The sequence below is a fragment of the Gordonia tangerina genome (assembly GCF_021556435.1).
Classification (GTDB): Bacteria; Actinomycetota; Actinomycetes; order Mycobacteriales; family Mycobacteriaceae; genus Gordonia; species Gordonia tangerina.
On sequence record NZ_JAKGCU010000007.1, the window covers coordinates 146913 to 172555 of the forward strand.

Sequence of the window (25643 nt, forward strand, 5' to 3'; positions counted from 1 at the left end):
TTCGACGGCTTGCACAGTTTTTTGACCTGTGCAAACTGCATCGGTAGAGTGGATCGCCGGTGCCCGGCTCATGCTGGGCCAGTCCGCATGCCCGGGGACACCCGGGGCAGGTGGACTGACAGGCGAAACCGTCGTCGAGCGTATGACACGCCCGACCCCGGGGTAGCAAAATTGTACTGACCAGCGCGTACGTGCTGGTGGGGCGAGTTGTGGAAGCATCGCAATCGGAAACGGTTGTCGACGCTTGCCCGGAGCACCAACCGCAGCGAGACAACTACACAGGATGTCGGACATCGAACCCGGTGACCGGCGATCACTGCCGACAAAGGAAAGAACACCTAGTGCCAACCATCAATCAGCTGGTCCGCAAGGGCCGTCACGACAAGGCTGCCAAGACCAAGACCGCGGCCCTCAAGGGGAGCCCGCAGCGTCGTGGCGTGTGCACCCGCGTCTACACCACCACCCCGAAGAAGCCGAACTCCGCGCTGCGCAAGGTCGCCCGTGTGCGCCTGACCAGCTCCGTCGAGGTCACCGCTTACATCCCGGGTGAGGGCCACAACCTGCAGGAGCACTCGATGGTGCTCGTCCGCGGCGGTCGTGTGAAGGACCTGCCCGGTGTGCGCTACAAGGTCATCCGCGGCTCGCTCGACACCCAGGGTGTCAAGGACCGCAAGCAGGCCCGCAGCCGCTACGGCGCGAAGAAGGGGAACTGATAAGTCATGCCACGTAAAGGACCCGCACCCAAGCGCCCGCTGATCAGTGACCCCGTCTATGGCTCGCCGTTGGTCACCCAGCTCGTCAACAAGATCCTGCTCGACGGCAAGAAGTCGACCGCCGAGCGCATCGTCTACCAGGCTCTCGAGCAGGCCCGCGAGAAGACCGGCACCGATCCGGTCATCACGCTCAAGCGTGCCCTCGACAACGTCAAGCCGACCCTCGAGGTGAAGAGCCGCCGCGTCGGTGGTGCCACCTACCAGGTGCCGGTCGAGGTGAAGCCGAATCGCGCCAACACCCTCGCCTTGCGCTGGTTGGTGACCTTCAGCCGTCAGCGTCGTGAGAAGACGATGGTCGAGCGTCTGGCCAACGAGCTGCTCGACGCCTCCAACGGTCTCGGCGCTTCGGTCAAGCGTCGTGAGGACACCCACAAGATGGCCGAGGCCAACCGGGCGTTCGCGCACTACCGCTGGTGACAACCTGCTCCGCCCGGCCGCGATCATGATCGCGTCGGACGGAGCGACAACCCTGAAGATCAACCACAATTCCCGAAGGGAAACCACGTGGCACAGGAAGTGCTCAGCGACCTCAAAAAGGTTCGCAACATCGGCATCATGGCCCACATCGATGCCGGCAAGACCACCGCAACCGAGCGAATCCTCTTCTACACCGGTGTGAACTACAAGATCGGTGAGACCCACGACGGTGCCTCGACCACCGACTGGATGGAGCAGGAGAAGGAGCGGGGTATCACCATCACCTCCGCGGCCGTCACCTGTTTCTGGAACAAGAACCAGATCAACATCATCGACACCCCCGGGCACGTCGACTTCACCGTCGAGGTGGAGCGCAGCCTGCGTGTGCTCGATGGCGCCGTCGCCGTGTTCGACGGCAAAGAGGGCGTCGAGCCGCAGTCCGAGCAGGTCTGGCGGCAGGCGGAGAAGTACGAGGTCCCGCGCATCTGCTTCGTCAACAAGATGGACAAGCTCGGTGCGGACTTCTTCTTCACCGTGCGCACGATCGAGGAGCGCCTCGGTGCCAAGCCGCTCGTGCTGCAGCTGCCGATCGGTGCCGAGGACTCCTTCGACGGCGTCGTCGACCTGATCGAGCAGAAGGCGATCACCTGGCGCGGCACCGTCGAGATCGGCGCCGAGCCGACCATCGAGGAGATCCCCGCGGATCTGGCCGACCAGGCCGCCGAGTACCGCGAGAAGCTGCTCGAGACCGTCGCCGAGTCCGACGAAGCGTTGCTGGAGAAGTACTTCGGTGGTGAAGAGCTCTCCGTCGAGGAGATCAAGGGCGCCATCCGTAAGCTCACCATCGCGCGTGAGTACTACCCGGTGATCTGCGGCTCCGCGTTCAAGAACAAGGGTGTCCAGCCGATGCTGGACGCGGTCATCGACTACCTCCCGTCGCCGCTCGACGTCCCCTCGGTCGAGGGTCACGCCGTCGGCAACGAGGAAGAGGAGATGTCGCGTAAGCCGTCGTCGGACGAGCCGTTCTCGGCCCTGGCGTTCAAGATCGCGGCGCACCCGTTCTTCGGCAAGCTGACCTTCGTGCGTGTCTACTCGGGCCGCATCAACGCGGGCACCCAGGTCCTCAACGCGACCAAGGGCAAGAAGGAACGCATCGGCAAGCTCTTCCAGATGCATGCCAACAAGGAGAACCCGGTCGAGGATGCCACCGCGGGCCACATCTACGCGATGATCGGTCTCAAGGACACCACCACCGGTGACACCCTGTGCGATCCGAACGCTCCGATCGTGCTCGAGTCGATGAGCTTCCCGGACCCGGTCATCAACGTCTCCATCGAGCCGAAGACCAAGTCCGACCAGGAGAAGCTCGGTACCGCGATCCAGAAGCTCGCCGAAGAGGACCCGACGTTCACCGTCCAGCTCGACGACGAGACCGGCCAGACCGTCATCGGCGGTATGGGCGAACTCCACCTCGACATCCTGGTCGACCGTATGCGGCGTGAGTTCAAGGTCGAGGCCAACGTCGGCAAGCCGCAGGTCGCCTACCGCGAGACCATTCGCAAGGCGGTCGACAAGCACGAGTACACCCACAAGAAGCAGACCGGTGGTTCCGGCCAGTTCGCGAAGGTGATCGTCAAGCTCGAGCCGCTGGTCGACGCCGAGGACGGCGCGACCTACGAGTTCGACAACGCCGTCACCGGTGGCCGCGTGCCCCGCGAGTACATCCCGTCGGTGGACGCCGGCATCCAGGACGCCATGCAGTACGGCGTGCTGGCGGGATACCCGCTGGTCAACATCAAGGCCACCCTGCTCGACGGCCAGTATCACGACGTCGACTCGTCGGAAATGGCCTTCAAGATCGCTGGTCAGCAGGTTCTGAAGGAAGCTGCCAAGCTGGCCGGTCCGGTGATCCTCGAGCCGATCATGGCTGTCGAGGTCACCACGCCCGAGGACTACATGGGTGACGTGATCGGCGATTTGAACTCCCGCCGTGGCCAGATCCAGGCCATGGAGGAGCGCAGCGGTGCGCGTGTCGTGAAGGCACAGGTGCCGCTGTCGGAGATGTTCGGCTACATCGGAGACCTTCGGTCGAAGACCCAGGGCCGGGCAAACTACTCCATGGTGTTCGACTCGTACGCGGAGGTTCCGTCGAACGTGTCGAAGGAAATCATCGCGAAGGCGACCGGCGAGTAATTCGTCGCGACCCATCGCGAAACGCGCTGGCCCACAAGCGGGCGCACAACGTAAGTGAAGAACTCCTGCTGGGATCCGCCCAGCAGGACAACAACAGTCCAGGAGGACAAACAAAGTGGCGAAGGCGAAGTTCGAGCGGACCAAGCCGCACGTGAACATCGGCACCATCGGTCACGTCGACCACGGCAAGACCACGCTGACCGCGGCCATCACCAAGGTGCTGCACGACAAGTTCCCGGAGCTCAACCAGAGCTTTGCGTTCGATCAGATCGACAAGGCTCCGGAAGAGAAGGCTCGTGGTATCACGATCAACATCTCGCACGTGGAGTACGAGACCGACAAGCGTCACTACGCACACGTTGACGCCCCCGGTCACGCTGACTACATCAAGAACATGATCACCGGTGCCGCTCAGATGGACGGCGCGATCCTCGTGGTCGCCGCCACTGACGGCCCGATGCCGCAGACCCGTGAGCACGTGCTGCTGGCCCGCCAGGTCGGTGTGCCCTACATCCTGGTCGCCCTGAACAAGGCCGACATGGTCGACGACGACGAGATCATCGAACTCGTCGAGATGGAGGTCCGCGAACTGCTGGCCGCCCAGGAGTTCGACGAGGAAGCTCCGGTCGTGAAGGTCTCGGCGCTCAAGGCGCTCGAGGGCGACGCCGAGTGGGTCAAGTCGGTCGAGGAGCTCATGTCGGCCGTCGACGAGTCGATCCCGGACCCGGTCCGCGAGACCGACAAGCCGTTCCTGATGCCCGTCGAGGACGTCTTCACCATCACCGGCCGCGGCACCGTGGTCACCGGTCGTGTGGAGCGCGGCGAGGTCAACGTGAACGAGGAAGTCGAGATCGTCGGCATCCGTGACAAGTCCACCAAGACCACCGTCACCGGTATCGAGATGTTCCACAAGCTGCTCGACTCGGCACAGGCGGGCGACAACGCCGGTCTGCTGTTGCGCGGCCTCAAGCGTGAGGACGTCGAGCGCGGTCAGGTCATCGTGAAGCCGGGCACCACGACTCCGCACACGGAGTTCGAGGGCCAGGCCTACATCCTGAGCAAGGACGAGGGTGGACGCCACACCCCGTTCTTCAACAACTACCGTCCGCAGTTCTACTTCCGTACCACCGACGTGACCGGCGTCGTGACCCTCCCCGAGGGCACCGAGATGGTCATGCCGGGCGACAACACCGAGATGAGCGTCAAGCTCATCCAGCCGGTCGCCATGGACGAGGGCCTGCGTTTCGCCATCCGTGAGGGTGGCCGCACCGTCGGTGCGGGTCGAGTCACGAAGATCAACAAGTGAGGTTCTCCTCCTGACGATCTGACTCACTGAGTCGAGAAGGCGCCCGGTCACGAAAGTGGCCGGGCGCCTTTCGCATGTCCGCCCGCCGGCGCGGGTCGGCCGGGTTCGCGCGGGTTCTCTTCGATCGCGCGGGTCGGTTCGGGTCACGCGGGTCGTCGACCAGCCGCGTTCTCCGAGGTGACCTGCGGCATCCGAGAGAACCTGCGTCCTGCAGTCACTCCAGCAACATGCGCCACTTTGGTAACAGGCCGGTTTCGGTCTGTCGCTGCTCTGGTCACAGCTGTGGCGACCCAGTCGCGCAACGGATTACGGTTCTGCGGTGCCGGTACTCTCCATGCGCCCACGCCGTCTGGCGAAGAGGCGTCGACTACTCGTCTGTCTGCTCGTCATGGCCACCATCGTCGGGTTCGGCTCCTTGGAGGCCGGGAGCGCGAATGCGGCGTCCTTCGGGCGGTTCTATGTCTCGGGGTGCGGCATGCCGGCCACCCCGGTCGACATGTGGACGCGGTGGGGTAACTACAAGACCGTCATCGCCCTCGACGGGCTGCGCGCGACCGGCGACATCAGCGGTTGGCGGCATGAGACGAACATCCAACGAATAGCCAACACGGGCGTCAACGTCGTGGAGCCGGTCGGTGGTCTCGCGAGCTTCTACACCGACTGGAACGCCGCGAGCCCGCGAAGCAAGGTGAAATACCGCTATCGCTGGACGTGTCGGCTGAACACCATCATCCGCGAGCTCGATGCCCGCGGGTTGGCCGTGGGTCCCCGCGCCAAGTACGCGATGATGGGAATCTCCATGGGCGGCAACGCCGCCATGATCTTCGGCGCCTACCACCGCAAGCGGATCTCGCATGTCTTCTCGATGTCCGGGTTCCTCAACCCGTCGGCGCCGACCATGCGCACAGCCGTTCGGTTGGCCCTGATCGATGCGGGATTGGCGGCCGGCGTGGGGCCGTTCAGCGCCGACGCCATGTGGGGTCCGCCCTGGGATGCGCGCTGGATCGCCAATGACTCCGTGGCACAACTGCAACGTATGCGGGGTATGCGCATCCGGGTCGGCGCGGCATCGGGGCTATGGGGCAAGTACAACACCGACGCCATCGGGTCGGTCAAGGGCACACCGCTCGAGGTCATCTCGCTTGCGCAGACCCGTACGTTCGAGGTGGCGGCCGCTGTCCAGGGCATCCGCATCAGCACCGACTTCCCGGCGGTCGGTACCCACCAGTGGGGCTATTGGCAGGACATGGTGTTCACAGCCAAGCGCAGTGGGTGGTTCCGCGACTGATCAGGTTGACAGTCGACCGTCACGGATGGACACCGCGCTTGTTGAGCCAGACCTGCGGGTTGATCTTGGTGCCGTTGGCATCCCATACCTCATAGTGCAGGTGGGGGCCGGTGGATTGGCCGCGGTTGCCGACGGTCGCGATCTTCTGACCGGCGCGTACCTTCTGGCCGGGATGAACGAAGCTCTGATCGACGTGACCGAAGACGCCGATGGTGCCGTCGTCCTGCTTCACGCGAACCCACTGCCCGAACCCGGAGGCCGGGCCGGACTCGAGGACCACGCCGTCGGTGACGGCGTAGATGGGTGTTCCGACCTTGTTGGCGATGTCGACTCCGTTGTGGTGGGTGCCCCATCGGGGGCCGTAACCGGAGGTCACGGTGCCGCTGACCGGCTTCACTGCGCTCTTGATGCCTGGCGTGCCGGGGGCGAACACCGACGGGGGCAGGACGTCGTGGGCGAGGTCGTCGATCTCGGGCGGCAGTACCAGTCCGGCCGGTAGCTTGACGTCGTCGGGCAGCGCGATCTTCGTCGGGATCTGCGGCTGGGGAGCGGGCTGCGCATGTGCCTGTGCTGCGGTGCCGGCCGTCAGCCCGACGGCACCGACGAATGCCGCGAGCGCGCCGGTTCGGAGGGTCGTCCGGGTGCGGGACTGCGGGGTGGCCCGATGCCTACCGGGTGGCCGGGTTCGCGATGATGCGTCGAGGAGTGCGCGGGTGGTGGGCCGCGTCGAGGTGTGGGGGTTCAGGCGGTGGTGAGGCACAGCGTCGTCCGTCTCGGTTGTCAGTCTCGGGTTGAATAACGTTTCGGTATCGGCAAGGACACGGCGAGGTTACCCACATGGATATAAGCGGAGCCTGAGAGGTGAGCCTCCGCGTGCCGGAAAGCACTGGTCAGACGGTGTGGGAGAGGTAGGTCACGCTCGCCGAACATCTCCGTGGCACGGTGGAACTCGTGGCTGATCCCGAACGAACGCCAGACGGCCGGCATGTCATCGTCGACGGTCGGAACTGGCGCGCGACCGATCCGCTGATCCCCGAGGGACGGCGGTCTGAGTTGCAGTCGATCCTGATGGCATGGCGTCGCGAGGTGAGACGTACGAGGGGCGCGCCCGAGTCTCGGCGGGGTGTGCAGGCGGCGAAGGTTGCGTTGGGGGAGCGTGGTACGCCGTGGTGGGAGCAGACCGAGGACGAACGCCGGCGCAGGTGGGAGGCCGACGTCGCGCGACCGGGAGGCGAAGACTGACGTCGCAGTGTTCTGTTGCGCGTCGTGATGCTGACAGAGGCACACCCGAACTTGCGGTCCGTCCGTCGACTGGCGTAGGAGACAAGGGTGCGTGTGCTGCATCGATCGAGCTCGACCGGCGACCTGGCCCTGGCGGTTCGGGTGTCCGGTGACGACGAGCGCCGCCCGCCAGTGCTGCTGGTGCATGGCATGGCCGGCGATCACACGACGTGGCGTGGGTTCGCGGCTGCGCTCCGTCGCGAGGGTCGGCGGGTGATCTCGGTCGACCTGCGCGGACACGGTCGCAGCGGTCACGCGCAGACATATCTGCTCAACGACTTCCGCGACGACCTTCATTTTGTGCTCGACGAGCTCGACATCGGGGTGGCCGACATCGTCGCACATTCGCTGGGCGCGCACACCGCGCTCCGCTTGGCGATGGAGGCACCCGGACGCGTCCGCCGCCTCGTCCTCGAGGAGATACCGCCGATGCCGCGCGATCAGGCGCATGTGGACGAGGGCATTGTCGTCGCGGCGACGCTCGGTGAACGGGTACGTGGCATCGGTGCCGCGGTGCGTAACCCATGGCCACTGATCCGGTTCGATCGGCGGGTGGGCGAGGAGGTGGCGCCACAGTTCGAGACCGCCGACCCTCAGTGGTGGGCACGGTTGGACGTCGTCGCCGCTTCCACCCTGATCATCTCCGGTGGCGCGCGGAGCTTCTTGCCGTCACGTCATCTGCGCACCCTCAGCGAGGCGCTGCCGGATGCGCGGTTCATCGCGATCGATGCGGGCCACAGCATACACCGCGACAAACCGGCCGAATTTGATTCTGCTGCTGGGGGATTCCTACGGCAACACTGATCGGGGCAATTCGACGGAACCGGTCGGCCCTCGGCTGCGTCCAATGAACATGACATCCAAAGCCGTCCACCCGCCAACCGTCCTCACTGAATGGCTTGCCGCCGGCGACCGCGGCGCGGAGCTCCTCGCCGACTCCGTCGTGATTGACCGCCCCTGGTGGTCGGATCAACTTGCCGAGCATGGGTTACCCGGAGCGCTGATCGGTGACACCATCTCGCGCACACAGCTGTTCGGGCTCGCCGACTCAGCGTTGGCATCACCCGAGGGTGCCATCAACCTGCTGTGGAACACCATTGCCTTCTGCCATGGTCGACGATGGAACGAGAACAAACGACGCATGGTCGCCGTGGCGACAGATCGTCAGCGGATCGGCGGCCTCCTGCAGGAGGCCGCGCAGGCGGGTCGGGAGGACCCGGCGGTGGCCTTTGATCTGCTCAAACCGGATCGCGGAAGCCAGGAGATCGATCGCCTCGGCCCAACCGGATTCACCTGGTTCCTCTACTTTGCCGGCGCCGGCGCTCCCCGCCATCCCAGTCAGGTACTCGACGGAAAGATCGCGCGCACCGTCCGACGTGCCGGATGGAAAAGGTTCTCGGCCACCAATTGGAATTCGCAGGACTACGCCGCCTACACCGAACTGGTGTCCCGCTGGCGAGTCGAGTGTGGCGCCGACCGCAACGACGTGATCGTCCGCGGGCTCTACTCGGTGTCACCACCCGCTGACGCCGACTACCCGTGGCAGGCCTGGCAGCGGGAGACCTGGCAGTCCGACAACTGGGTCAACGGTCCGCTGGCCGCCGACGACCTGCGTCAGATCCACCACTGGATGGCGTTGATCGCCGATGCCTATCCGATGTCCACGGCCGCTGCGGATTTCGCAAGGATCGGACCCATCATCAGCAAAGCCCTCGACGGGGATCTGGGCGCCTCGCCACGCGTCCGGCCCCCGCGGGAGACATACGTCGACGAGGACTCGTATCGCTACGACAGTCGCTACCGCGCGGGATGATGACTCACAAGACCAGGTCTCGTGCCCAGTCGACCGAAAACGGCGCCCAGTCGACCGAAAACGGCGCCCAGTCAACGGAAAACGGCGCCCAGTCAAAACGCCGGAGCGGCGCCCGGTCGGCTGGTGGTGGTCGTCGGGCGAGGAGACGTCGGTGTCTTTCAGGCGGCCGGCGTGTTGTGCAGTGGTCGCGGGTCCACGCCGACCTCCTGCCACGCGCGGTAGGCCCACGGCACGTAGAGCCACCGCAGCGGCAGACGGTTGAACACCGGGTTCAGGGTCCGCATGATCCGCGCGAAGCGTTGGAAGTTGCGCTCGCGCTTGTCGTTCCACTCGAGGCCGCAGACGTCACGCATCTGTTGCGGAAGGGTGCCGACGATGACGGTGCGCAGGAAGGCGTTCAGTGGTGCGGAGACGACATTCCACACCGGTGCCGGAACCTTCTTCGGCCGGGGGAGCCCCTGCCGGATGTAGCCCGTCGCGTAGACGACCGTCTGGTGCGGGATGAACCGGTTGAGCATGTCGTCCCAGTACGCGAGGAATTCCTCGTAGGTCTGCGGTTGACTGCGCGCGCTGACCCCGTAGAGCTCGTACCAGACCTTGCTTTCCTCGAAGATCTGTACCTTCTCGGCGTAGCTCAGCCGGCGGATGAAGGTGTCGGTGATGTAGAGGACCTGGTCGACGAACGTCGCATGTGCCCAGTAGAACAGTTCCGGGTTCAGGGCGTGATAGCGCGAGCCGTCGCTGATCTCACCCTTGATGTTGCGATGGAAGTCGCGGACTGTGCGCCCCCACTTCTGCGGCTCGGTGCTGTACACGGTCTTCATCACCGGGGGGCCGGTGCGCTTGGCCCGGCCGAGGAAGTCGTCGAAGATGACCGAATGGTCGAGCACGGCCTGGCCGAGCTGCTCGATGCAGTTCTCGGTACCGGCCAACCGCTGGAACCCGAGAACGCCGCGGCTGTCTCCGTAGAACTTCCAGATCAGCGAATCCGCGCCCAGTCGTGGCGATGGCAGGGCAGAGTCCGGGTCGTCGGCGGCGATGACCGGCTCGGCTTCGCGGATTGCGCGCTCGTAGTCCTGGTTGACTGACATGACACGAACACTAACCCAGGTTGGAACGGAATGGAAGATTTGTTTCAAAGCGAGCCCGGTAGGGAGATGGAATTCGTGGCTGACCCGCCCGAGCTCGGCGTCCTGCTGGCCGACGCCCACGTCATCCGCCTGCCGATGCGGACCCGTTTCCGCGGGATCACCGAGCGCGAGCTGATGGTGTTCCGTGGGCCCGCCGGGTGGGGCGAATTCGGGCCGTTCACCGAGTACGGCGACCACGAGGCCGCGAACTGGTTGGCAGCCGGTATCGAGGCTGCCCATCTCGGTCCACCCGCACCGCGCCGCGATCGGGTGCCGATCAATGCTACAGTGCCCGCGGTCCCCGCCGACCAGGTCGCCGAGGTCCTGTCGCGGTACCCGGGTGCCGCGACGGCGAAGGTGAAGGTGGCCGAACACGGACAGAGTCTGGACGACGACGTGGCCCGGGTCGCGGCCGCGCGCGAGATCGTCGGCTCGGTGCGCGTCGACGCCAACGGTGGGTGGTCGGTGGACGAGGCCATTGCCGCGATCCGGACCATCGGCGAGGTGGAGTACGTCGAGCAGCCATGCGCGACGGTGCCGGAACTGGCCGCGGTACGTCGCGCGGTCGACGTCCCGATCGCCGCCGACGAGTCGATTCGCAAGGCCGACGACCCGTATCGCGTGGTGGCCGCCGACGCAGCCGATATCGCGGTCGTCAAGGTCGCTCCGCTCGGCGGCATGCGCGCGACGCTGTCTCTGGCCGAATCGATCGGCCTACCCGTGGTGGTGTCCTCGGCGTTGGACTCGGCGGTCGGGATGGCGGCCGGGGTCGCCGCCGCGGCGGCGCTGCCGACCCTGGACCACGCGTGTGGGCTGGCCACCGGAACGCTCTTCACCAGCGATGTTGCGGAGCCGTTCGTGCCGTCCGGAGGGGCTGTGCTGCCACGGTGGTTGCGTGAGGACCTGGTCTTGCCGGCCGCGGTGCGCGCCCCGGCCGACCGCGATCGTTGGTGGCGGGAACGCCTCGGGCGATGCCACGCGATACTGGCGTCCCGATCTGGCTGTTGAACGTCGTCAGGACATGCGCGTATGTCCTCACCGGCACCATCGGCGTCGCGCGCCGGAACCCCTAGAAACATTTTGCGTTTTCTGTTCCAATAGAGTTCTATGCGATGCGGCTCGCAGCTGTGCGCCGCGGTGCAGAGCATCGATGGTGATGTTTCGGGGAATGAGGAGAATGGCAATGGTCTCGACGGGTACGGCAGCCAAGTCCACGGTGTTCGCCGCGGCGCCTGCGGGCAGTGATCTGCTCGAGGTGCCCTGCGCGCAACGCAACGGTGTCCTGGAGATGATGGCGATGCGTCGCGACCCGTTCGCCTTTGGCGACGAACGCCTCGCCCGTCTCGGTCAGGTCTCCGGACTCAATGCGCTCGGCGTCAAGATGGTGATCGCTGCCGGACCCCGCGCCGCCGACGAAATCCTGATGAACCGCGACAAGGCTTTCGCCAATGGCCCTGCGTGGAGCTACTTCATCGGCCCGTTCTTCAACCGCGGCATCATGCTCCTCGATTTCGACGAGCATCGTCATCACCGCCACATCCTGCAGCAGGCCTTCACCCCGTCGGCACTCAAGGGCTACATGCAGGAGATGCAGCCGATGATCGCCGAGCGGGTCGCCGACCTCCCCACCGGCAACGTGAAGATGTTCGAGCAGTTCAAATCGCTGACCCTCGACGTCGCGCTCGAGGTGTTCCTCGGGCTGGAATTGCCGAAGGACCAGGCGGACAAGATCAACAAGGCGTTCATCGACACCGTGCGCGCCGGTGTCGCCTACGTCCGCAAGCCGGTGCCCGGTGGCCGGTGGTGGAAGGGATTGCGCGGACGCCGGGTGCTCGAGGAGTTCTTCTACGACAACATCGCGGCCAAGCGGGCTCGTGAGACCCCCGACCTGTTCTCCGTGCTGTGTCACGTCGAAGGCGATGAGGGGGAGCGGTTCACCGACGCCGATGTCGTCAACCACATGATCTTCGTGCTGATGGCCGCCCACGACACGTCGACGATCACGATGACCCAGATGGCGTATCGGATGGCGAAGTCGCCTGAATGGCAACGCCGGGCACGTGAACAGTCGCTGGAGCTCAACCCGGAGCTCGGCTACGACGATCTCGGAAAGCTCTCGGTTCTCGATCTGGTGCTCAAGGAGTCGCTGCGGATGTGTCCGCCGGTGCCGGCGCAGCCACGGATGGCGGTCAAGGACACCTCGGTGCAGGGATTCTTCGTGCCAAAGGGCTCGATGGTCACCGTGCCGCAGATGACCAATCACCGTGATCCGGAGTTCTTCACCAACCCCGACATGTTCGATCCCGAGCGCTTCAACGCAGAGCGCAAAGAGGACAAGGGCCATCGCATGGCCTGGACCCCGTTCGGTGGCGGCGTGCACAAGTGCATCGGGCTGTATTTTGGCCAGATGGAGATCAAGACGATCCTGCATCACCTGCTGCGCAACTACGAATGGTCGGTGCCCGAGGGCTACCAGATCCCGATGGACTACAGCGCGTTGCCGGTCCCGAAGGACAAACTGCCCGTCGACCTCCGACGCCGATGAGCCCCGGGCGGATGTCGCAGACCAAAGCGCCGCGCAAGGCCCGCAACACGGCGAGCCCCGAAGACCAGGAACAAGCGATCCTGGCGGCCGCGGAGGTCGAGTTCACCGACGTCGGAGTGCGCCGCGCGAACATGGACGAGGTGGCCGCGCAGGCCGGCGTCAGCCGTAGCACCCTCTACCGCCGGTTTCCCAACAAGGAAGCGCTGCTGCTCGCGGTCGCCAACGACCTGTACGAGCGCGGTATGCAACGTCTGATGGCGGCGGTTGTGGGCCTCGGTCCGGCCGAAGCGGTGGTGGAGGCCTTCGCCGAAGGTGCGGTGATGATCTCCGAGGATCCGTTGATGCGACGGCTGGTGCTGACCGACGCGGAGATGCGACCGATCACGTCGGCGGTGACGTCGTTGTTCATCGACATGGTCACCGACCGGGTCGCAACCACATTGCGGGAGTCGGGGGCGACAATGCCCGACGACGACCTGCGTCAAGCCGTGGAATTGCATGTCCGCCTGGTCATCTCCTTTCTGGAGGTACCCGCGACAGACGAACGCAAACAACAGCCCGATGCGGTGCGCGAACTCGCTGCCAAGTACCTCGCGCCGATGATCTGGTGATACCTATCCGCGACCACGAACCCGTGGTCGCGGTCTGCTGATGGAGGGATTCTGATGGCCGTTCGAGATCTGCTGCGCCGTGGACCGGACCACGGAGAAGTTCGTGCTGCGCTGCGCGGCAAGGTGATCGCAATCACCGGCGGTGCGCGCGGTATCGGCTTCGAGACCGCGACACAGTTGTTTGAGGCGGGTGCGGTGGTCGCGCTCGGTGACATCGACGACGACGCGGTGGGCAAGGCCGCCGCCGATCTCGGCGTGGAGGGATTCGGTGTCGACGTGACCGACCGGTCCTCGTTCGAGGAGTTCCTCGACGCGGTGGAGTCCGCGGTCGGGCCGATCGACGTGCTGATCAACAACGCGGGCATCATGCCGGTCGGTGACTTCCTGTCCTACGACGAGGCGTTGATCCGCCGAACCTACGACATCGACGTGATCGGCGTGATCACCGGTACCCAACTGGCCGCTCGTCGCATGGTGGCCCGGGGTCGCGGCCAGATCGTCAACATCGCCTCGGTCGCCGGACGGCTGCCCACGCCCGGACTGACCATCTACAACGGCGCCAAGGCGGCCGTCATCGAGTTCTCCGAGGCCGTTGACGCCGAACTCGAGAAGACCGGCGTGCGGGTCAGCGCCGTGTTGCCGACATTCACGCGCACAGGTCTGATCTCCGGGCTGCACACCAATTCGATGGTCCGCGCGATCGAACCCGAAGACGTGGCGGCCCAGGTGCTCGCCATCATCGCTCGTCCGCGGGTTCGCTTGACGGCTCCGCGATCGATGGCGTGGACGCATGCCAATGCCCTGTTCCCGCAACGGATGAAGCGGGCATCGCGGCGGATGACCAAGCTGGACAGCATGTTCCTCGACTATGACCACGAACAGCGTGCCGCCTACTCGAAACGGATCGGTTCGCGGTAGCGCGGCGCGGTCGATCCGACCGGTGTCAGCGCGGCAGGACGAGGACGGGTACCGGCGAGTGACGGATCAGTTTGCTGGCCCGTGATCCGAGGAACACCTGCGCGAGTACGCCGTCGCGGGCGCTGCCGAGGAACAGCACCTCGCCACCGATCCACTCGATCGAGTCGAACGCCTCCCGGTAACCGCGGCCGACGGCCACCACACAGTCGGTGCCGGGGGCGATCACGCCGTCATCGAGCAGCATCCGGTGTGACTCGGCGGATTGTGCCTGCCATTGGGAGAGCACGTCGTCCTCCGTGCTCAGGCCGACCAGCGGCGGGTACATCGCCCCGCCGCGCACCGCAAACGACACCACCCGCAGTGGCGCATCCATCCGATCGCAGAGGCCCCGGGCGCGGGCGATGACCGACCGCGATTCGGGTCCCGATCCGCTGATCGCCGCGGTGACCCGGGTGAGCAGGCCGTCCTTGGGCGACCGGTAACCGCGCGGGCTGATGCCCACCGGTACCGGCGAGCGATGCATCAGCGTGTCGGCGGTCGAGCCGAGCACGATCTGACCCAGCTGCCCGTCACCGGTCGAGCTGATCGCGATCGCATCGGCGTCGAGGGCGCGGGCGTGCTCGATGAGTGCCGATGCCACCGTTCGATGATCGAGTCGGGTGAACCGCCAGCTCAGCTCGGGCGGATAGATGGTCATGTACTCGGCGACCTCCGCCTCCGCCGTGGCCGCGACTTCGTCGGTCCACGAGGCGAACTCGGCATCGACCTTGGCCATCGACGGCGTGGTCCAGGGCTTGGGGACGACCGTGGCCACCACGAGGTCGGTGTGCAACGATTCGGCGGCCATCGCGCCGAGTTGCAGCCCGCCCAGGCCGCCCTCGCCCTGGACGTAGCCCACCAGGATCGTCATGGGTGAGCCCCGTCCGAGTTCGGTGTAGTCGCGTTCAGCTTGCTGTGGCGGCGTCCCCACAGGGCGTAGAACAGCAGGGCCGCGGCGACCCACGCGCCGAAGAAGGCAAAGGTGACCGGCGCCAGACCACTCAGAATCCACACACAGGCCGCCACCGACAGCACCGGCGTCACCGGGTAGCCGGGCACACGGAACGGTCGTGGCAGGTCGGGCATGGTGCGGCGCAGGATGATCACGCCGATCGACACCACGATGAATGCCGCCAGCGTGCCGACCGAGACCAGATCCCACAGCTTGTCGATCGGGACGAAGCCGCCGAGCACGGCGATCACCGCGCACACCACCACCGTGTTGTTCACCGGCACCATCGTTGTCGAACTGACCTTGGCGAAGGCGGATGGCAGCAGGCCATCTCGTCCCATCGCGAACAGAATGCGCGTCTGGCCGTAGATCACCACCAACGTCACCGAGAAGATGGAGATGACCGCACCCGCCGCGATGATGGTGCCGACCCAGGTGGAACCGGTTACCGAGTTGGCCAGCACCGACAGGCTGGCGCTGTCGTCGGGATCGAAATCGGTCCAGGCCTGTGCGCCGATCGACGCCACGGCGGTGAGCAGATAGATGCCGGTGACCACCACGAGGGCGCCGATGATGGCCCGTGGCATGGCCTGCTGCGGGTTGCGTACTTCATCCCCGGCCGTGGATACCGCGTCGAGGCCGATGAAGGTGAAGAAGATGACCGCGGCTGCCGACGTCACCCCGGCCATCCCCTCGGGCATGAACGGCGTGAAGTGGCTGGAGGTGAACGCGGTGAGGCAAACTGCCGCGAACAGCAGCAGCACACCGAGTTTGATCAACACCATCACCGTGTTGACGATCGCGGACTCGCTGGCGCCGCGAATGAGTAGCAGACCGCACAGGACGACGAGGATCACCGACGGCAGGTTCACGATTCCGGGATCATCGACGCCCCAGGGCGCGGCGTTGAGGGCATCGGGGATATGCCAGCCGAACAGGTTGTCGAGCAGCTCGTTGAGATATTGACCCCAGCCGATCGAGGTGGCTGCCGCCGACACCCCGTACTCGAGCATCAGGCATGCGCCGATGCCGACCGCCACCACCTCGCCCAGGGTCGCGTACGCATAGGAATAGCTCGACCCGGACACCGGTACCGCCGAAGCCATCTCGGCGTAGCAGGTCGCCGCGAGGCCGGCCGCGACCCCGGCAACCACGAACGCGATCAGCACCGCCGGGCCGGCTTTGCTGATGGCCTCGGGGACGACGATGAAGATGCCGGTGCCGACCGTCGCACCGACACCGAAGAGGGTCAGTTGGAACGTGCCGATACTACGTTTGAGGTGCGGATCGTCGGTCGCCTCCCCGGGCGCCCCGGCACCCCGCACAGGTTTGCGGCGGAATATCGTGGCGGTGATCGATTGTGGTCGCGTCATCGGCGCCTCCTCGCAGGTAATAGACGATTCTGCGCCGGATTCGCCGGACTCGCAGCCCGATGGCCAGACCGGGTCGCCCGAGCGCTGCCGATGCCGTCGCCGGTGGCGTGTCTAGGGTGGAGTCCGCCGACACCGGTGAACGGGTCGGCGGAAAGGGGTGTTGGATGGCCCGGGACGCGGCGATCGAGGCCGAGCGGGCTGCCCGCGGTGAGTTGCGACGGGCCGTCGAGGCGCTCGGCGAGGCCCAGGTGGCCGCGGGGATGCGACGCCGGTCCCGCGCTCCCCGATGGGTGGCGCTGGCAGCCGCTGTTGCGGTTGTCGCTGCAGTGGTTTCGACGGTGCTGTGGGTACGGGGCGCCGACGCTTACACCGACGCCGACTACCAGCGCGCCGCCGTCGACCGCGTGACAATGCTGCTGAGCCCCGATCATCGACGCCCCGAGCAGGTGCGCCGGATCATCGACGGCGCGACCGGCGAGTTCCGGGACCAGTTCGCGCAATCCGCGGACGCCTACTCCCGGTTCGTCGCCTCGCAGGGCACGGTGGCGCGTGGAATCGTCGACGGCTCAGGTGTGGCTCGGCGTTCGGGCGATCGGGCTGTTGTCCTCGTCGCGTCGACGGTGGTCTTCGCCGGGGGCGACGACCCCGATGCCGTCGGCGACCCCGATCCTGTCGACGAGACGGTGCGCCGGTTCCGGTTGCGGGTCCTCGTCGAACCGGCCGATGGCGAACTCAAACTCGCGGCGGTGCAGTACCTCCCATGACGACCCCACCCGAGAAGAGTGCTCACGCAACGGTGTCTGCCAGTGCCGGCCGCGGTCTGCGCGCTGCCCGCGGGGTGATCCCCGTGCGGCGCGCCGTCGCGTTCGGCGGGGTGATCGCTGTCGTCGCGACCGCACTCGTGGTCGCCGTGGGTGTGCAGTGGCGGGAGTCGGTGATCGACTCCGCCACCGACCGGGCCCGCACCGAGTTGCGTCGGTCCGCCGGCGAGATCGTCGCTCACGTGTTCTCGGTGACCACGGCATCGTGGCAGGCCGACCGGCATCGTGCGCGCGGTCTCGTCGGCGGTGAGTTCGCGCGGCGCTATGCCACCGAGTTGACCCGGCCACCGGCCGACGGCGCCGTGCGGGTCACCTGGCGCCCGGATGTCGTCGGCGTGGTCGATGCCGAACCGGACAGCGGTACCACCCTGATCCGGGCGTCCGTGGAAACCGTCGCGACCCCCGACGCCCCACCGATCACCGAGAAACGTTCAGTGCAGGCCCGGTTCGACCGGGTCGGGGACATCTGGCAGCTGACCGGGATGGAGGTGTTGTCATGACGTCGTCGGACTCTCGCGGCGCCGGCGCCCCGGATCATGCCCTCGACGCGTCAGAGCATGCCCTCGACGATGCCCGCCGGCGCGTCGAACAGGCGACCCGCGCGGCCCGGCGTGCCCGCATCGACGCCTCGGATGCGTTGCGTGCCCGGGCCCGACGTCGATCGGCGTGGTTCCGGGGCGTCATCGCGATCGCGGGTGCCGTGATCATCGTCGCGAGCGGGGTGCTCGTCGCGGTGGTCATGCACAACCATGCATCGGCCGAGCGGTCGGCGGCGGCAGACGCGGCGCTGGCGGCAGCCAGTTCCTCGGTCGCGTCGTTACTGACCGCCGATCCCGCCGATGCCGGCGGCTACGTGAATCGCGCCGTCGCCGTGACGACCGGCGACCAGCGCGATCGGATCGAGGCGGCCCGCGACTCATTGGTGGCCGAGGTGACCGCGCAGGCCGAGCCCAGTTCCGGGCGGGTGCTGTCGGCGGGGCTGATCACCGACCCCGACTCGGATGCCGAGGGTGCCGAGGCGGCGGCACTTGTCGTGGCCGAGGCCTCCGATCCGCAATTGATCGGCGCCCAGGGTGATGACACCCGCGTCACCATCGAGGTGACGATGATCCGAGCCGGCCAGGACTGGCTGATCAGCCGGGCGGTGCTGACATGACCGCCGGCGCAGCTCCCGGTCCGGCGCGGCGGCCTGGCGCGCACCTGGGCAGACGTGGACGTCGCCGCGTCATCGTTGCCACGGCGATCGCGTTCGTGGCCGTCGTGGTGACGGTGGTGGGTCTGATCGGTGCCGCGCGGACGCGTCCGGTGCCCGACGACACGCAACGTACCGCTGTGCTCACGGCGACCGATGCGGCGGTGACCGCACTGTTGTCCTACACCCCGGACGAGACCGAGCGCGACCGGCACGAGGTCCTCGCACAGCTCACCGCGCCGATCGACGAGGCATACCGTGCGCAGGGCGTCGACGTGGTGTTACCTGGCGCGATCGAGGCCGGGATGACGTTGTCGGCGCAGGTGGTGGGTGCCGGGGTCGAGGAGTTCACCGCCGAACGCGCGCGGGTGCTGGTGTTCGTCGACCAGACGGTGAGTATCCCCGCAGCGACCGATACCGGTGATCGAGACGACGACCGTACCCCTACCGCTCGATGGGCCACTATGCGTAATGTCAAGGGGAATTGGCGTCTTGCCGACCTCGCAATGGTCGGCGACGTCACCCGGTGAGGAAGTGCATTTCGCGCACTTCCCGGTCGGCTTCGGAAAGGCCGGCACCCGCGCTGCCGCATGTCGCGACATCGCGGACAAGGACGTGTCAGGAGGAATTCGGGATGAGCGCATCATCGGCAGGTGTGGTTGTGGTGGGTGCGGGGCTCGGAGGTATCCGCGTGGCGGAGAGCCTGCGCAGCAACGAGTACACCGGACCCATCACGCTGATCGGCGAGGAAGCCCACCCGCCGTATGACCGTCCGCCGTTGTCGAAGTCCGTGCTGCTCGGTAAGGACGACCGGGTCGATCTGAAGCCGGCCGACTACTTCGGTGAGGCATCGGTGCAGCTGCGTGTCGGTGAACGCGTGTGTGCTATCTCGCCGGAGACCCGCACCGTGACCGTCGAACGGCTCGACGCCCCCACCGAGCGTGCGGAGGTCGCCTACGACTCACTCGTCTTGGCAACCGGACTGCGCCCGCGGTCGCTGCCGGGTACCGAGGGGGTGGCCGGTGTCCACGTGCTGCGCACCATCGACGACGCCCTCGCGCTGCGCAGCGAGATCGAGAATGCCTCGCGCGCAGTGATCGTCGGCGCCGGTTTCATCGGTTGCGAGGTCGCGGCCAGCCTCAACCAGCGCGGCCTGGCGGTGACGCTGGTCGAGCCCGCGCCGACGCCGTTGGCCGCTGCGCTGGGAACCGGGGTGGGGGAGTTGATCACCCGGATGCATCAGGCCAACGGGGTCGATGTCCGCGCCGGGGTCGGCGTCGACGAGGTGCGCTCGGCCGACGGTAAGGTCACCGGCGTGCGGCTCGCCGACGGCGACGAGGTGGCCGCCGACATCGTGGTGGTGGGTATCGGGTCGATCCCGGTGACCGATTACCTCGATGGTTCCGGGATCGAACTCGCGCCACGCGAATCCGGCGGCGGGATCGCCTGCGACGAGCACGGCCGCGCCTCCGCGCCGGACGTTTACGCGCTCGGCGACGTGGCGAACTGGCGCACAGAGACCGGCGGCACGCGCCGCGCGGAGCACTGGACGCACACGGTGGAGCAGGCCACCGTCGTCGCCCACCGGATCGCGCAGACCGACGCCATGATTCCGGCTGCGCCGCCGTACTTCTGGAGCGACCAGTACAACCTGAAGATCCAGGTGCTGGGTCGGCCCGAGGCCGGCGACGAACTCCATCTGGTCGACGACGACGGCACGAAGTTCCTGGCCTATTACAGCCGTGACGGCATCCTCACCGGCGTCGTCGGCGCGGGCAAGGTGGGTGCGGTGATGAAGACGCGGCCGAAACTGCTCACACCGACGCCGATCGCCGACGTGCTCGGCTGAGTTACCGGTGCCCCGACCGCACCCCGATATGGTCGAAGCCGTCGAACGCGCGATCGGCGACCTCGCCGACCCCCAGCGGGCGGTGTCCTCGGCGCGCTTCTTCAAAACCGGGCCGGGCGAGTACGGCGAAGGTGACCGGTTCGTCGGCGTGACCGTGCCGCAGCTACGCATGGTGGCCAAGAGGTTTCGTGGGGCCGGGGCCGACGTCGTATGGCGTCTGCTGGCCTCGGAAGTCCACGAACATCGCCTGACCGCCCTGTTCCTGCTGCGCGGCGAGTACGAACGTGCCGATGACGACACGGCGCGCCGGCGCTGGGTGGATCTCTACCTGCAAGCGTTGTCGGCCGGGCGTGTGAACAACTGGGATCTGGTCGATACCTCCGCCGATCCGGTGCTCGGTGCGTGGCTGGTGCGGACCGACGAATTCGGTCTGCTCGTGGAGTTGGCCGAACACGATGACCTGTGGACACGGCGGGCCGGTATCGTCGGCACCTTCGCCTTCCTGAAATGTGGTGTCGCGGATGCCACGCTCGCGGTGGTACCGGTGGTCATCGACGATCGCCGGGACCTGATCCAGAAGGCCACCGGCTGGATGTTGCGGGAGATGGGAAAGCGCGTCGACCGTGACCTGTTGACCGACTACCTCCACCAGCACGCCGCCGAGATGGGGCGTACCGCATTGAGTTACGCGACCGAACACCTCACGCCCGAGGAGCGTGCCCACTACCGCTCGTTGCGTTAGGGTGTCGAGGGTCTGGTCTCGATACGCCTCGTCGCAGGCTCCTCGGCTACTCGACCAGCGGATCTGGGGTCGAGTAGCGACGAACGGAGTTCTCCCGCTGGTCGAGTAGCGACGAACGGAGTGAGGAGCGTATCGAGACCTCCCCGACAACCTCTACCGCGAACCGCGAAACACCTTGACCGCGGCCCAGATCATCGGGAACTGGAAAGGCAGACGCGCGATGGCGACCGCACGCATGGGCAGCGGCTTGTCCTTCCACAGACGCACCATGTTGAGATTGGCCGGGTAGACCGCCACGAACAGTGCGGCCGCGAGCGCAGCGCTGACCCGCCGGGTGCGCGGCGCCAGCAGACCGGCGCCGATCGCGACCTCCGCAACCCCGGACGCGTAGGTCAGCGTCCTAGGGTCCGCCGGGATCTCCTCGGGAATGATGTCGTCAAATGGTTTCGGCGCCACGAAATGCAGTGCGCCGATGGACAAGAGCATTCCGGCGAGCAGCCGGGCCAATCGGTCGGGACTCATTGTGTTCACCCTTCGTCACGTGTGTGGCCGCCCGTCAGAACTCGATCTTGAGCGCATCCGACGTCGGGTGCGCCTGACAGCCAAGGATGTAGCCGTCGGCGATGTCCTCCGGATCGAGTGCGCCGGTGTTGTCCATCTCGACCGTACCCTCGGTGAGCGTGCAGGCACATGAACCACACTCGCCCTCCTGGCAGGAGTAGGGGGCGTCGAGTCCGGCGGCCAGCATGATGTCGACCAGTGAGCGCTTGCGCGGCCAGCGGAGATTGTGTGTCTCGCCGTCCAACTCGACCTCGACGGTGGCCGCCTCGGCGTCCTCGGCCTCGCTGACCTCCTCGAGCTCGACGTCGGCGAACGGATCTCCGGACAGCGAGTTGTACACCTCGGTGTGCACGTTGTGATGGCCGAAGCCCGCGCCTGCAAGCGCTTTGTGGACAGCATCCATGAACGGGCCGGGCCCGCACAAGTATGCGGTGTGGTCGGCGTAGGCGCGGAACACCGTGGTCAGCGACCGGTCGTCGGGAAGTCCCTGCAGGGATTCGAGCCAGTGGATGAGCGTCAGCCGGTCGGCATGGGCACGCTGCAGGTCGCGTAGTTCGTCGGCGAAGATGACATCGTCGACGCTGCGGTTGGCGTAGAAAAACGTGATCGGTGCGGTGCCGGTGTGCAAGGCCGCCTTCAGAATCGACATCACCGGCGTGACACCGCTTCCGGCGGCGATCAACAGCAGCGGCGTGTCGAGGTCCTTGGGCGTGAACACCCCGGACGGTGGCAGCACCTCGATCTGCGTGCCGACCGCGAGGTTGTCGCACACCCAGTTCGAGCCGTAGCCATCCACCGTGCGCTTGACCGTCACCTTGGGCCGGCGATCGGTGACCGGTGACGACGCGAGTGAGTAACAGCGGGCCACCGACCCGGTGCGGTCGCTCGGGATTCGCAGCGTCAGGAACTGGCCCGGCTTGTAGTCGGTGAAAGGGTCGCGATGGGTATCGGGCAGATCGAACACGATCGAGCGGGCCTCGGCGGTCTCGTCGATGACGTCCGCGACCGTGAGGATCACGCTGCGCGAGCCATGCGGTGTCAGCTCGGTCATCTCCCACCTCTCCACCGGCTCTGTGCCGGCGCCTCGTTCACCGGGCGGCGTCACGCACCGCGCCGTGGTCCAACGTCCAATGTGCCGTGGTCTCGTGCGCCATGCTCCTGGCATCGTCACCGCAGTTCAGGCGAAAATAAGAACACGTTCTAGTTTAGTCTAGCGTAAGGCTCGCCGATCATGACAGTGCACCGACGCCCTCTGCAAGCGTACGGCTGCCGGCGATGATCAGGGTCTCCAGATCCGCTCCGGGCTCGGCGAGCCACTGCTCGTAGGCGGCCAGCGCGATTCCCAGACACATCCAGGCGATGGTCTGCGGCAGATGATCGGCGTCGCGCAGGCCCAGTCGGTGCGCGCAGAACTCCGCGATGACCTGACGCCATTCGGCATACATCAGCATCGAATGCGCCTGCAGGGCGGGCACGCCGAGGAGCAGTGCCATCCGCCGTCGGTGGCCCGCCAACTCGGTTGATGGCACCCGGTTGAACGAGATGAGCGCTTGCTGCAGGGCGTCGGCGATCGGCTCGGTGGGCGGGATCTGGGCGAGCAACGTGCGCATCGCGGATAGGTGGGAATCGAAGTCGCCCCAGGCGATCGCGTTCTTGGACGGGTAATAGCGGAACAGGGTGCGGCGAGCGATGCCGACCGCTTCCGCGACATCGTCGACGCTGGTCTCCTCGAAGCCGCGGGTGCTGAACAGGTCGATCGCGATCGCGCTGATCTGGGCGCGCGAGGTGACCGGGCGCCGGCCGGGCTGGTTCGCCGAGGTGAGGGACGGTGGCGCTACGTCCGGTGGGCTCATCTTCACCTGTCCATCTGATCAGTTTTGCCGCAGGGGTGTTTTTCTGCACCGAGTGCCATTATAGTATCCGGTGATCCACATCACGACCAGAAGAAAGAGGAGGTTGGATCATGGCCGATCAGTCCGTTACGTCGGATCACGACGAACTCGTGGGTGAGTCGTTGGTCGAGGAAGTGTCGATCGACGGGATGTGCGGGGTCTACTGATGTCGATCACGACATCGAGTCCGGTGGCCGGCGGTCGCGTTGATGCGACCGCCGGGCCCGGCGCACCCCAGTCCGATGTACCCACCCAGTCCGAGGCAGCCACCCAGTCCGAAGCGCCCGGCACGTCCGAGCGCGCCACCCGCTTCGACGTCGACGCCGCGTGGCAGCTCAACCCGAAGGTGGCGTTGCGTCCTGAGCCGTTCGGCGCGCTGCTCTATCACTTCGGCACCCGCAAGCTGTCATTCCTCAAGAACCTCACGGTCGTCGGGATCGTGGGTTCGCTCGCCGATCATCCGACCGCCGGCGCCGCGCTCGACTATGCCGGTATCGACACCGCCGATCGGCCGCTGTACTTGCAGGCGCTGCGCGCGCTCGCCGATTCGGGGATGATCGCGCGTCGTCCCGTGGCCTGACGCCCGATGATGTTCGACCTGCAGACGCCCGACCCCGCACCCGCCAGACTCGCCACGCCCCCAGGAGTCCAACGATGACAACACTCGAAATGCCGCCCACCACAACCGCCTCGGCCGCCGTGTCAGCGGCGAGTAGCCCGCCGAAGGTGGGTCGGCTCGTCGATCAGTTCGAGAAGGGGCTTGATGCCCCGATCTGTTTGACGTGGGAATTGACCTATGCCTGCAATCTCGCCTGTGTGCACTGCCTGTCGTCGTCGGGTAAACGTGATCCGCGGGAGTTGTCGACTGAACAGTGCAAGGCGATCATCGATGAGCTGCAGCGGATGCAGGTCTTCTACGTCAACATCGGTGGTGGTGAGCCGACCGTACGACCGGATTTCTGGGAGCTGGTCGATTACGCGACCAGCCATCAGGTGGGGGTGAAGTTCTCCACCAATGGTTTACGGATCGACAAGCAGGTCGCGGCGCGGTTGGCAGCGTCGGACTATGTGGATGTGCAGATCTCGCTGGACGGCGCGACCGCCGAGGTCAACGACGCGGTTCGTGGTCCGGGGTCGTTCGACATGGCGGTGCGTGCGTTGGAGAACCTGCACGAGGCGGGCTTCGCCGACGCCAAGATCAGCGTGGTGATGACGCGGGAGAACGTCGCGCAGCTCGACGAGTTCAAGGCGCTCGCCGATCGCTACGGCGCCACTTTGCGCATCACCCGTTTGCGTCCGTCGGGGCGTGGTGCCGACGTATGGGACGATCTGCATCCGTTGCCCGAGCAGCAGCTCGAGCTGTACAACTGGCTTGTCGCACATGGCGACAACGTGTTGACCGGTGACTCGTTCTTCCACCTGTCGGCCTTCGGCGGCGGTGACGGTGGTGGCGCGTTGCCGGGGTTGAACCTGTGTGGTGCCGGTCGGGTGGTGTGTCTGATCGATCCGGTTGGTGATGTGTATGCGTGTCCGTTCGCGATCCACGAGAACTTCCTGGCCGGCAACATCACCACCGACGGTGGCTTCCAGCAGATCTGGCAGAATTCGGATCTGTTCCTCGAACTGCGTGAGCCGCAGAATGCAGGTGCGTGCACCAAGTGCGCTCACTTCGACGCGTGTCGTGGGGGCTGCATGGCCGCCAAGTTCTTCACCGGCCTGCCGCTGGCTGGGCCCGACCCGGAATGTGTGCAGGGTTACGGCGAGCAGTTGCTGGCCGGTGACCGTACCAAACCGACTGCCAACAAAGATCATTCGCGCGGCACCCCGTTGACGCTGATGACGCGGCGTCCCGACGGGGACCTGCTACCGGTGGGTGCCCCACCGTCGAAGAGTTGCGATGAGAATCCGCTGGCGGGGTTCACCCCCGACAGTCTGTAGCTGAAGAAG

The 25643-nt window shown here is 66.2% G+C and carries 28 protein-coding genes; 21 read left to right on the top strand and 7 right to left on the bottom strand.

Annotated elements, in window-relative coordinates; all coding sequences use genetic code 11:
• Positions 1-341: 341 nt before the first annotated feature.
• From rpsL to L1892_RS10645, 5 genes are all read left to right on the top strand, one after another.
• On the top strand, positions 342-713 hold the full coding sequence (rpsL, locus tag L1892_RS10625) for a 30S ribosomal protein S12 (protein ID WP_007619326.1): 372 nt from the start codon (positions 342-344) through the stop codon (positions 711-713).
• A 6-nt stretch (positions 714-719) separates the two neighbouring features.
• Positions 720-1190, top strand: coding sequence for a 30S ribosomal protein S7 (rpsG, locus tag L1892_RS10630; protein ID WP_160900582.1), 471 nt, complete (start codon positions 720-722; stop codon positions 1188-1190).
• Positions 1191-1277: 87 nt separating this feature from the next.
• Positions 1278-3383, top strand: coding sequence for an elongation factor G (gene fusA / locus L1892_RS10635; protein WP_235723555.1), 2106 nt, complete (start codon positions 1278-1280; stop codon positions 3381-3383).
• Positions 3384-3498: 115 nt separating this feature from the next.
• Positions 3499-4689: an elongation factor Tu gene (gene tuf, locus L1892_RS10640; RefSeq protein ID WP_235723556.1), complete on the top strand. Its 1191-nt coding sequence runs from the start codon at positions 3499-3501 to the stop codon at positions 4687-4689.
• A 388-nt stretch (positions 4690-5077) separates the two neighbouring features.
• The gene (locus tag L1892_RS10645; protein ID WP_372474995.1) at positions 5078-5977 is read left to right on the top strand and encodes an alpha/beta hydrolase; all 900 of its coding nucleotides are present in this window, start codon (positions 5078-5080) and stop codon (positions 5975-5977) included.
• Between the two features lie 19 nt (positions 5978-5996).
• Here the strand turns inward: L1892_RS10645 and L1892_RS10650 are convergent, their stop codons facing one another.
• Positions 5997-6737 carry a M23 family metallopeptidase gene (locus L1892_RS10650; protein ID WP_235723557.1) on the bottom strand — a complete coding sequence of 247 codons (741 nt, stop codon included), beginning with the start codon at positions 6735-6737 and terminating at the stop codon, positions 5997-5999.
• Positions 6738-6928: 191 nt separating this feature from the next.
• On the opposite strand from L1892_RS10650, the gene L1892_RS10655 reads away from it, so the two are divergent.
• The 3 genes from L1892_RS10655 (at position 6929) to L1892_RS10665 (ending at position 9071) form a co-directional block, all read left to right on the top strand.
• Positions 6929-7219 (top strand): hypothetical protein, encoded by a 291-nt coding sequence (locus L1892_RS10655; RefSeq protein WP_235723558.1) that lies wholly within the window; start codon positions 6929-6931, stop codon positions 7217-7219.
• An 87-nt stretch (positions 7220-7306) separates the two neighbouring features.
• Positions 7307-8062: an alpha/beta fold hydrolase gene (locus L1892_RS10660; RefSeq protein ID WP_235723559.1), complete on the top strand. Its 756-nt coding sequence runs from the start codon at positions 7307-7309 to the stop codon at positions 8060-8062.
• 49 nt (positions 8063-8111) lie between these two features.
• A complete protein-coding gene (locus tag L1892_RS10665) occupies positions 8112-9071 on the top strand; it encodes an 8-oxoguanine DNA glycosylase OGG fold protein (RefSeq protein ID WP_235723560.1) in 960 nt (319 codons plus the stop codon).
• Between the two features lie 158 nt (positions 9072-9229).
• On the opposite strand, the gene L1892_RS10670 is transcribed toward L1892_RS10665, so the two are convergent.
• The gene (locus L1892_RS10670) at positions 9230-10162 is read right to left on the bottom strand and encodes an oxygenase MpaB family protein (RefSeq protein ID WP_235723561.1); all 933 of its coding nucleotides are present in this window, start codon (positions 10160-10162) and stop codon (positions 9230-9232) included.
• A gap of 135 nt (positions 10163-10297) precedes the next feature.
• Here L1892_RS10670 and L1892_RS10675 point away from each other — a divergent pair, with 135 nt between their 5' ends.
• The 4 genes from L1892_RS10675 to L1892_RS10690 all read left to right on the top strand — a co-directional run bounded on the left by L1892_RS10675 (position 10298) and on the right by L1892_RS10690 (position 14275).
• Positions 10298-11209, top strand: coding sequence for an o-succinylbenzoate synthase (locus tag L1892_RS10675; RefSeq protein WP_372474996.1), 912 nt, complete (start codon positions 10298-10300; stop codon positions 11207-11209).
• Positions 11210-11384: 175 nt separating this feature from the next.
• Positions 11385-12746 (top strand): cytochrome P450, encoded by a 1362-nt coding sequence (locus L1892_RS10680; RefSeq protein ID WP_235723563.1) that lies wholly within the window; start codon positions 11385-11387, stop codon positions 12744-12746.
• Positions 12747-12757: 11 nt separating this feature from the next.
• Complete coding sequence (locus L1892_RS10685) at positions 12758-13357, top strand: TetR/AcrR family transcriptional regulator (RefSeq protein WP_235723564.1); 600 nt, start codon at positions 12758-12760, stop codon at positions 13355-13357.
• A gap of 54 nt (positions 13358-13411) precedes the next feature.
• Positions 13412-14275: an SDR family oxidoreductase gene (locus tag L1892_RS10690; protein ID WP_235723565.1), complete on the top strand. Its 864-nt coding sequence runs from the start codon at positions 13412-13414 to the stop codon at positions 14273-14275.
• Positions 14276-14300: 25 nt separating this feature from the next.
• Here L1892_RS10690 and L1892_RS10695 read toward each other — a convergent pair whose 3' ends face one another.
• Entirely contained in the window at positions 14301-15185 is an 885-nt protein-coding gene (locus L1892_RS10695) for a universal stress protein (RefSeq protein WP_235723566.1), read from the bottom strand.
• The gene (locus tag L1892_RS10700; protein ID WP_235723567.1) at positions 15182-16639 is read right to left on the bottom strand and encodes an amino acid permease; all 1458 of its coding nucleotides are present in this window, start codon (positions 16637-16639) and stop codon (positions 15182-15184) included. The genes L1892_RS10695 and L1892_RS10700 overlap by 4 nt, the downstream gene beginning before the upstream one ends.
• 116 nt (positions 16640-16755) lie before the next feature.
• Here L1892_RS10700 and L1892_RS10705 point away from each other — a divergent pair, with 116 nt between their 5' ends.
• The 6 genes from L1892_RS10705 (at position 16756) to L1892_RS10730 (ending at position 21243) form a co-directional block, all read left to right on the top strand.
• A complete protein-coding gene (locus tag L1892_RS10705) occupies positions 16756-17403 on the top strand; it encodes an Rv1363c family protein (protein WP_308191697.1) in 648 nt (215 codons plus the stop codon).
• Complete coding sequence (locus L1892_RS10710) at positions 17400-17960, top strand: hypothetical protein (protein WP_235723568.1); 561 nt, start codon at positions 17400-17402, stop codon at positions 17958-17960. Before L1892_RS10705 ends, L1892_RS10710 begins: the two co-directional genes overlap by 4 nt.
• Positions 17957-18616 carry a hypothetical protein gene (locus tag L1892_RS10715; protein WP_235723569.1) on the top strand — a complete coding sequence of 220 codons (660 nt, stop codon included), beginning with the start codon at positions 17957-17959 and terminating at the stop codon, positions 18614-18616. The genes L1892_RS10710 and L1892_RS10715 overlap by 4 nt, the downstream gene beginning before the upstream one ends.
• Positions 18613-19182, top strand: a complete 570-nt coding sequence (locus tag L1892_RS10720; protein ID WP_235723570.1) for a hypothetical protein — start codon at positions 18613-18615, stop codon at positions 19180-19182. Before L1892_RS10715 ends, L1892_RS10720 begins: the two co-directional genes overlap by 4 nt.
• Before the next feature lie 104 nt (positions 19183-19286).
• Entirely contained in the window at positions 19287-20501 is a 1215-nt protein-coding gene (locus L1892_RS10725; RefSeq protein ID WP_235723571.1) for an NAD(P)/FAD-dependent oxidoreductase, read from the top strand.
• A 28-nt stretch (positions 20502-20529) separates the two neighbouring features.
• The gene (locus L1892_RS10730; protein WP_235723603.1) at positions 20530-21243 is read left to right on the top strand and encodes a DNA alkylation repair protein; all 714 of its coding nucleotides are present in this window, start codon (positions 20530-20532) and stop codon (positions 21241-21243) included.
• Between the two features lie 153 nt (positions 21244-21396).
• Here L1892_RS10730 and L1892_RS10735 read toward each other — a convergent pair whose 3' ends face one another.
• The 3 genes from L1892_RS10735 to mftR all read right to left on the bottom strand — a co-directional run bounded on the left by L1892_RS10735 (position 21397) and on the right by mftR (position 23657).
• Positions 21397-21765: a DoxX family protein gene (locus L1892_RS10735; protein WP_235723572.1), complete on the bottom strand. Its 369-nt coding sequence runs from the start codon at positions 21763-21765 to the stop codon at positions 21397-21399.
• A gap of 34 nt (positions 21766-21799) precedes the next feature.
• Positions 21800-22855, bottom strand: coding sequence for a ferredoxin--NADP reductase (locus L1892_RS10740; RefSeq protein ID WP_235723573.1), 1056 nt, complete (start codon positions 22853-22855; stop codon positions 21800-21802).
• A gap of 178 nt (positions 22856-23033) precedes the next feature.
• The gene (mftR, locus tag L1892_RS10745) at positions 23034-23657 is read right to left on the bottom strand and encodes a mycofactocin system transcriptional regulator MftR (RefSeq protein ID WP_235723574.1); all 624 of its coding nucleotides are present in this window, start codon (positions 23655-23657) and stop codon (positions 23034-23036) included.
• 110 nt (positions 23658-23767) lie between these two features.
• Between mftR and mftA the strand changes: the two genes are divergently transcribed.
• From mftA to mftC, 3 genes are all read left to right on the top strand, one after another.
• Positions 23768-23863 (top strand): mycofactocin precursor MftA, encoded by a 96-nt coding sequence (gene mftA / locus L1892_RS10750; RefSeq protein ID WP_160900601.1) that lies wholly within the window; start codon positions 23768-23770, stop codon positions 23861-23863.
• Positions 23863-24276 carry a mycofactocin biosynthesis chaperone MftB gene (gene mftB / locus L1892_RS10755; protein ID WP_235723575.1) on the top strand — a complete coding sequence of 138 codons (414 nt, stop codon included), beginning with the start codon at positions 23863-23865 and terminating at the stop codon, positions 24274-24276. The genes mftA and mftB overlap by 1 nt, the downstream gene beginning before the upstream one ends.
• A 74-nt stretch (positions 24277-24350) precedes the next feature.
• Positions 24351-25634: a mycofactocin radical SAM maturase gene (gene mftC / locus L1892_RS10760; RefSeq protein ID WP_235723576.1), complete on the top strand. Its 1284-nt coding sequence runs from the start codon at positions 24351-24353 to the stop codon at positions 25632-25634.
• Positions 25635-25643 lie beyond the last annotated feature (9 nt).

Coding starts and splice junctions, on each gene's coding strand:
- L1892_RS10685 (WP_235723564.1), top strand. CDS start 12,758: ATGTCGCAGACCAAAGCGCCGCGCAAGGCCCGCAACACGGCGAGCCCC.
- L1892_RS10740 (WP_235723573.1), bottom strand. CDS start 22,855: ATGACCGAGCTGACACCGCATGGCTCGCGCAGCGTGATCCTCACGGTC.
- L1892_RS10735 (WP_235723572.1), bottom strand. CDS start 21,765: ATGAGTCCCGACCGATTGGCCCGGCTGCTCGCCGGAATGCTCTTGTCC.
- L1892_RS10695 (WP_235723566.1), bottom strand. CDS start 15,185: ATGACGATCCTGGTGGGCTACGTCCAGGGCGAGGGCGGCCTGGGCGGG.
- L1892_RS10725 (WP_235723571.1), top strand. CDS start 19,287: ATGAGCGCATCATCGGCAGGTGTGGTTGTGGTGGGTGCGGGGCTCGGA.
- L1892_RS10730 (WP_235723603.1), top strand. CDS start 20,530: ATGGTCGAAGCCGTCGAACGCGCGATCGGCGACCTCGCCGACCCCCAG.
- L1892_RS10710 (WP_235723568.1), top strand. CDS start 17,400: ATGACGACCCCACCCGAGAAGAGTGCTCACGCAACGGTGTCTGCCAGT.
- L1892_RS10680 (WP_235723563.1), top strand. CDS start 11,385: ATGGTCTCGACGGGTACGGCAGCCAAGTCCACGGTGTTCGCCGCGGCG.
- mftB (WP_235723575.1), top strand. CDS start 23,863: ATGTCGATCACGACATCGAGTCCGGTGGCCGGCGGTCGCGTTGATGCG.
- L1892_RS10675 (WP_372474996.1), top strand. CDS start 10,298: ATGCGGACCCGTTTCCGCGGGATCACCGAGCGCGAGCTGATGGTGTTC.
- L1892_RS10720 (WP_235723570.1), top strand. CDS start 18,613: ATGACCGCCGGCGCAGCTCCCGGTCCGGCGCGGCGGCCTGGCGCGCAC.
- mftC (WP_235723576.1), top strand. CDS start 24,351: ATGACAACACTCGAAATGCCGCCCACCACAACCGCCTCGGCCGCCGTG.
- L1892_RS10665 (WP_235723560.1), top strand. CDS start 8,112: ATGACATCCAAAGCCGTCCACCCGCCAACCGTCCTCACTGAATGGCTT.
- L1892_RS10690 (WP_235723565.1), top strand. CDS start 13,412: ATGGCCGTTCGAGATCTGCTGCGCCGTGGACCGGACCACGGAGAAGTT.
- L1892_RS10670 (WP_235723561.1), bottom strand. CDS start 10,162: ATGTCAGTCAACCAGGACTACGAGCGCGCAATCCGCGAAGCCGAGCCG.
- mftA (WP_160900601.1), top strand. CDS start 23,768: ATGGCCGATCAGTCCGTTACGTCGGATCACGACGAACTCGTGGGTGAG.
- L1892_RS10700 (WP_235723567.1), bottom strand. CDS start 16,639: ATGACGCGACCACAATCGATCACCGCCACGATATTCCGCCGCAAACCT.
- mftR (WP_235723574.1), bottom strand. CDS start 23,657: ATGAGCCCACCGGACGTAGCGCCACCGTCCCTCACCTCGGCGAACCAG.
- rpsG (WP_160900582.1), top strand. CDS start 720: ATGCCACGTAAAGGACCCGCACCCAAGCGCCCGCTGATCAGTGACCCC.
- L1892_RS10645 (WP_372474995.1), top strand. CDS start 5,078: ATGGCCACCATCGTCGGGTTCGGCTCCTTGGAGGCCGGGAGCGCGAAT.
- L1892_RS10715 (WP_235723569.1), top strand. CDS start 17,957: ATGACGTCGTCGGACTCTCGCGGCGCCGGCGCCCCGGATCATGCCCTC.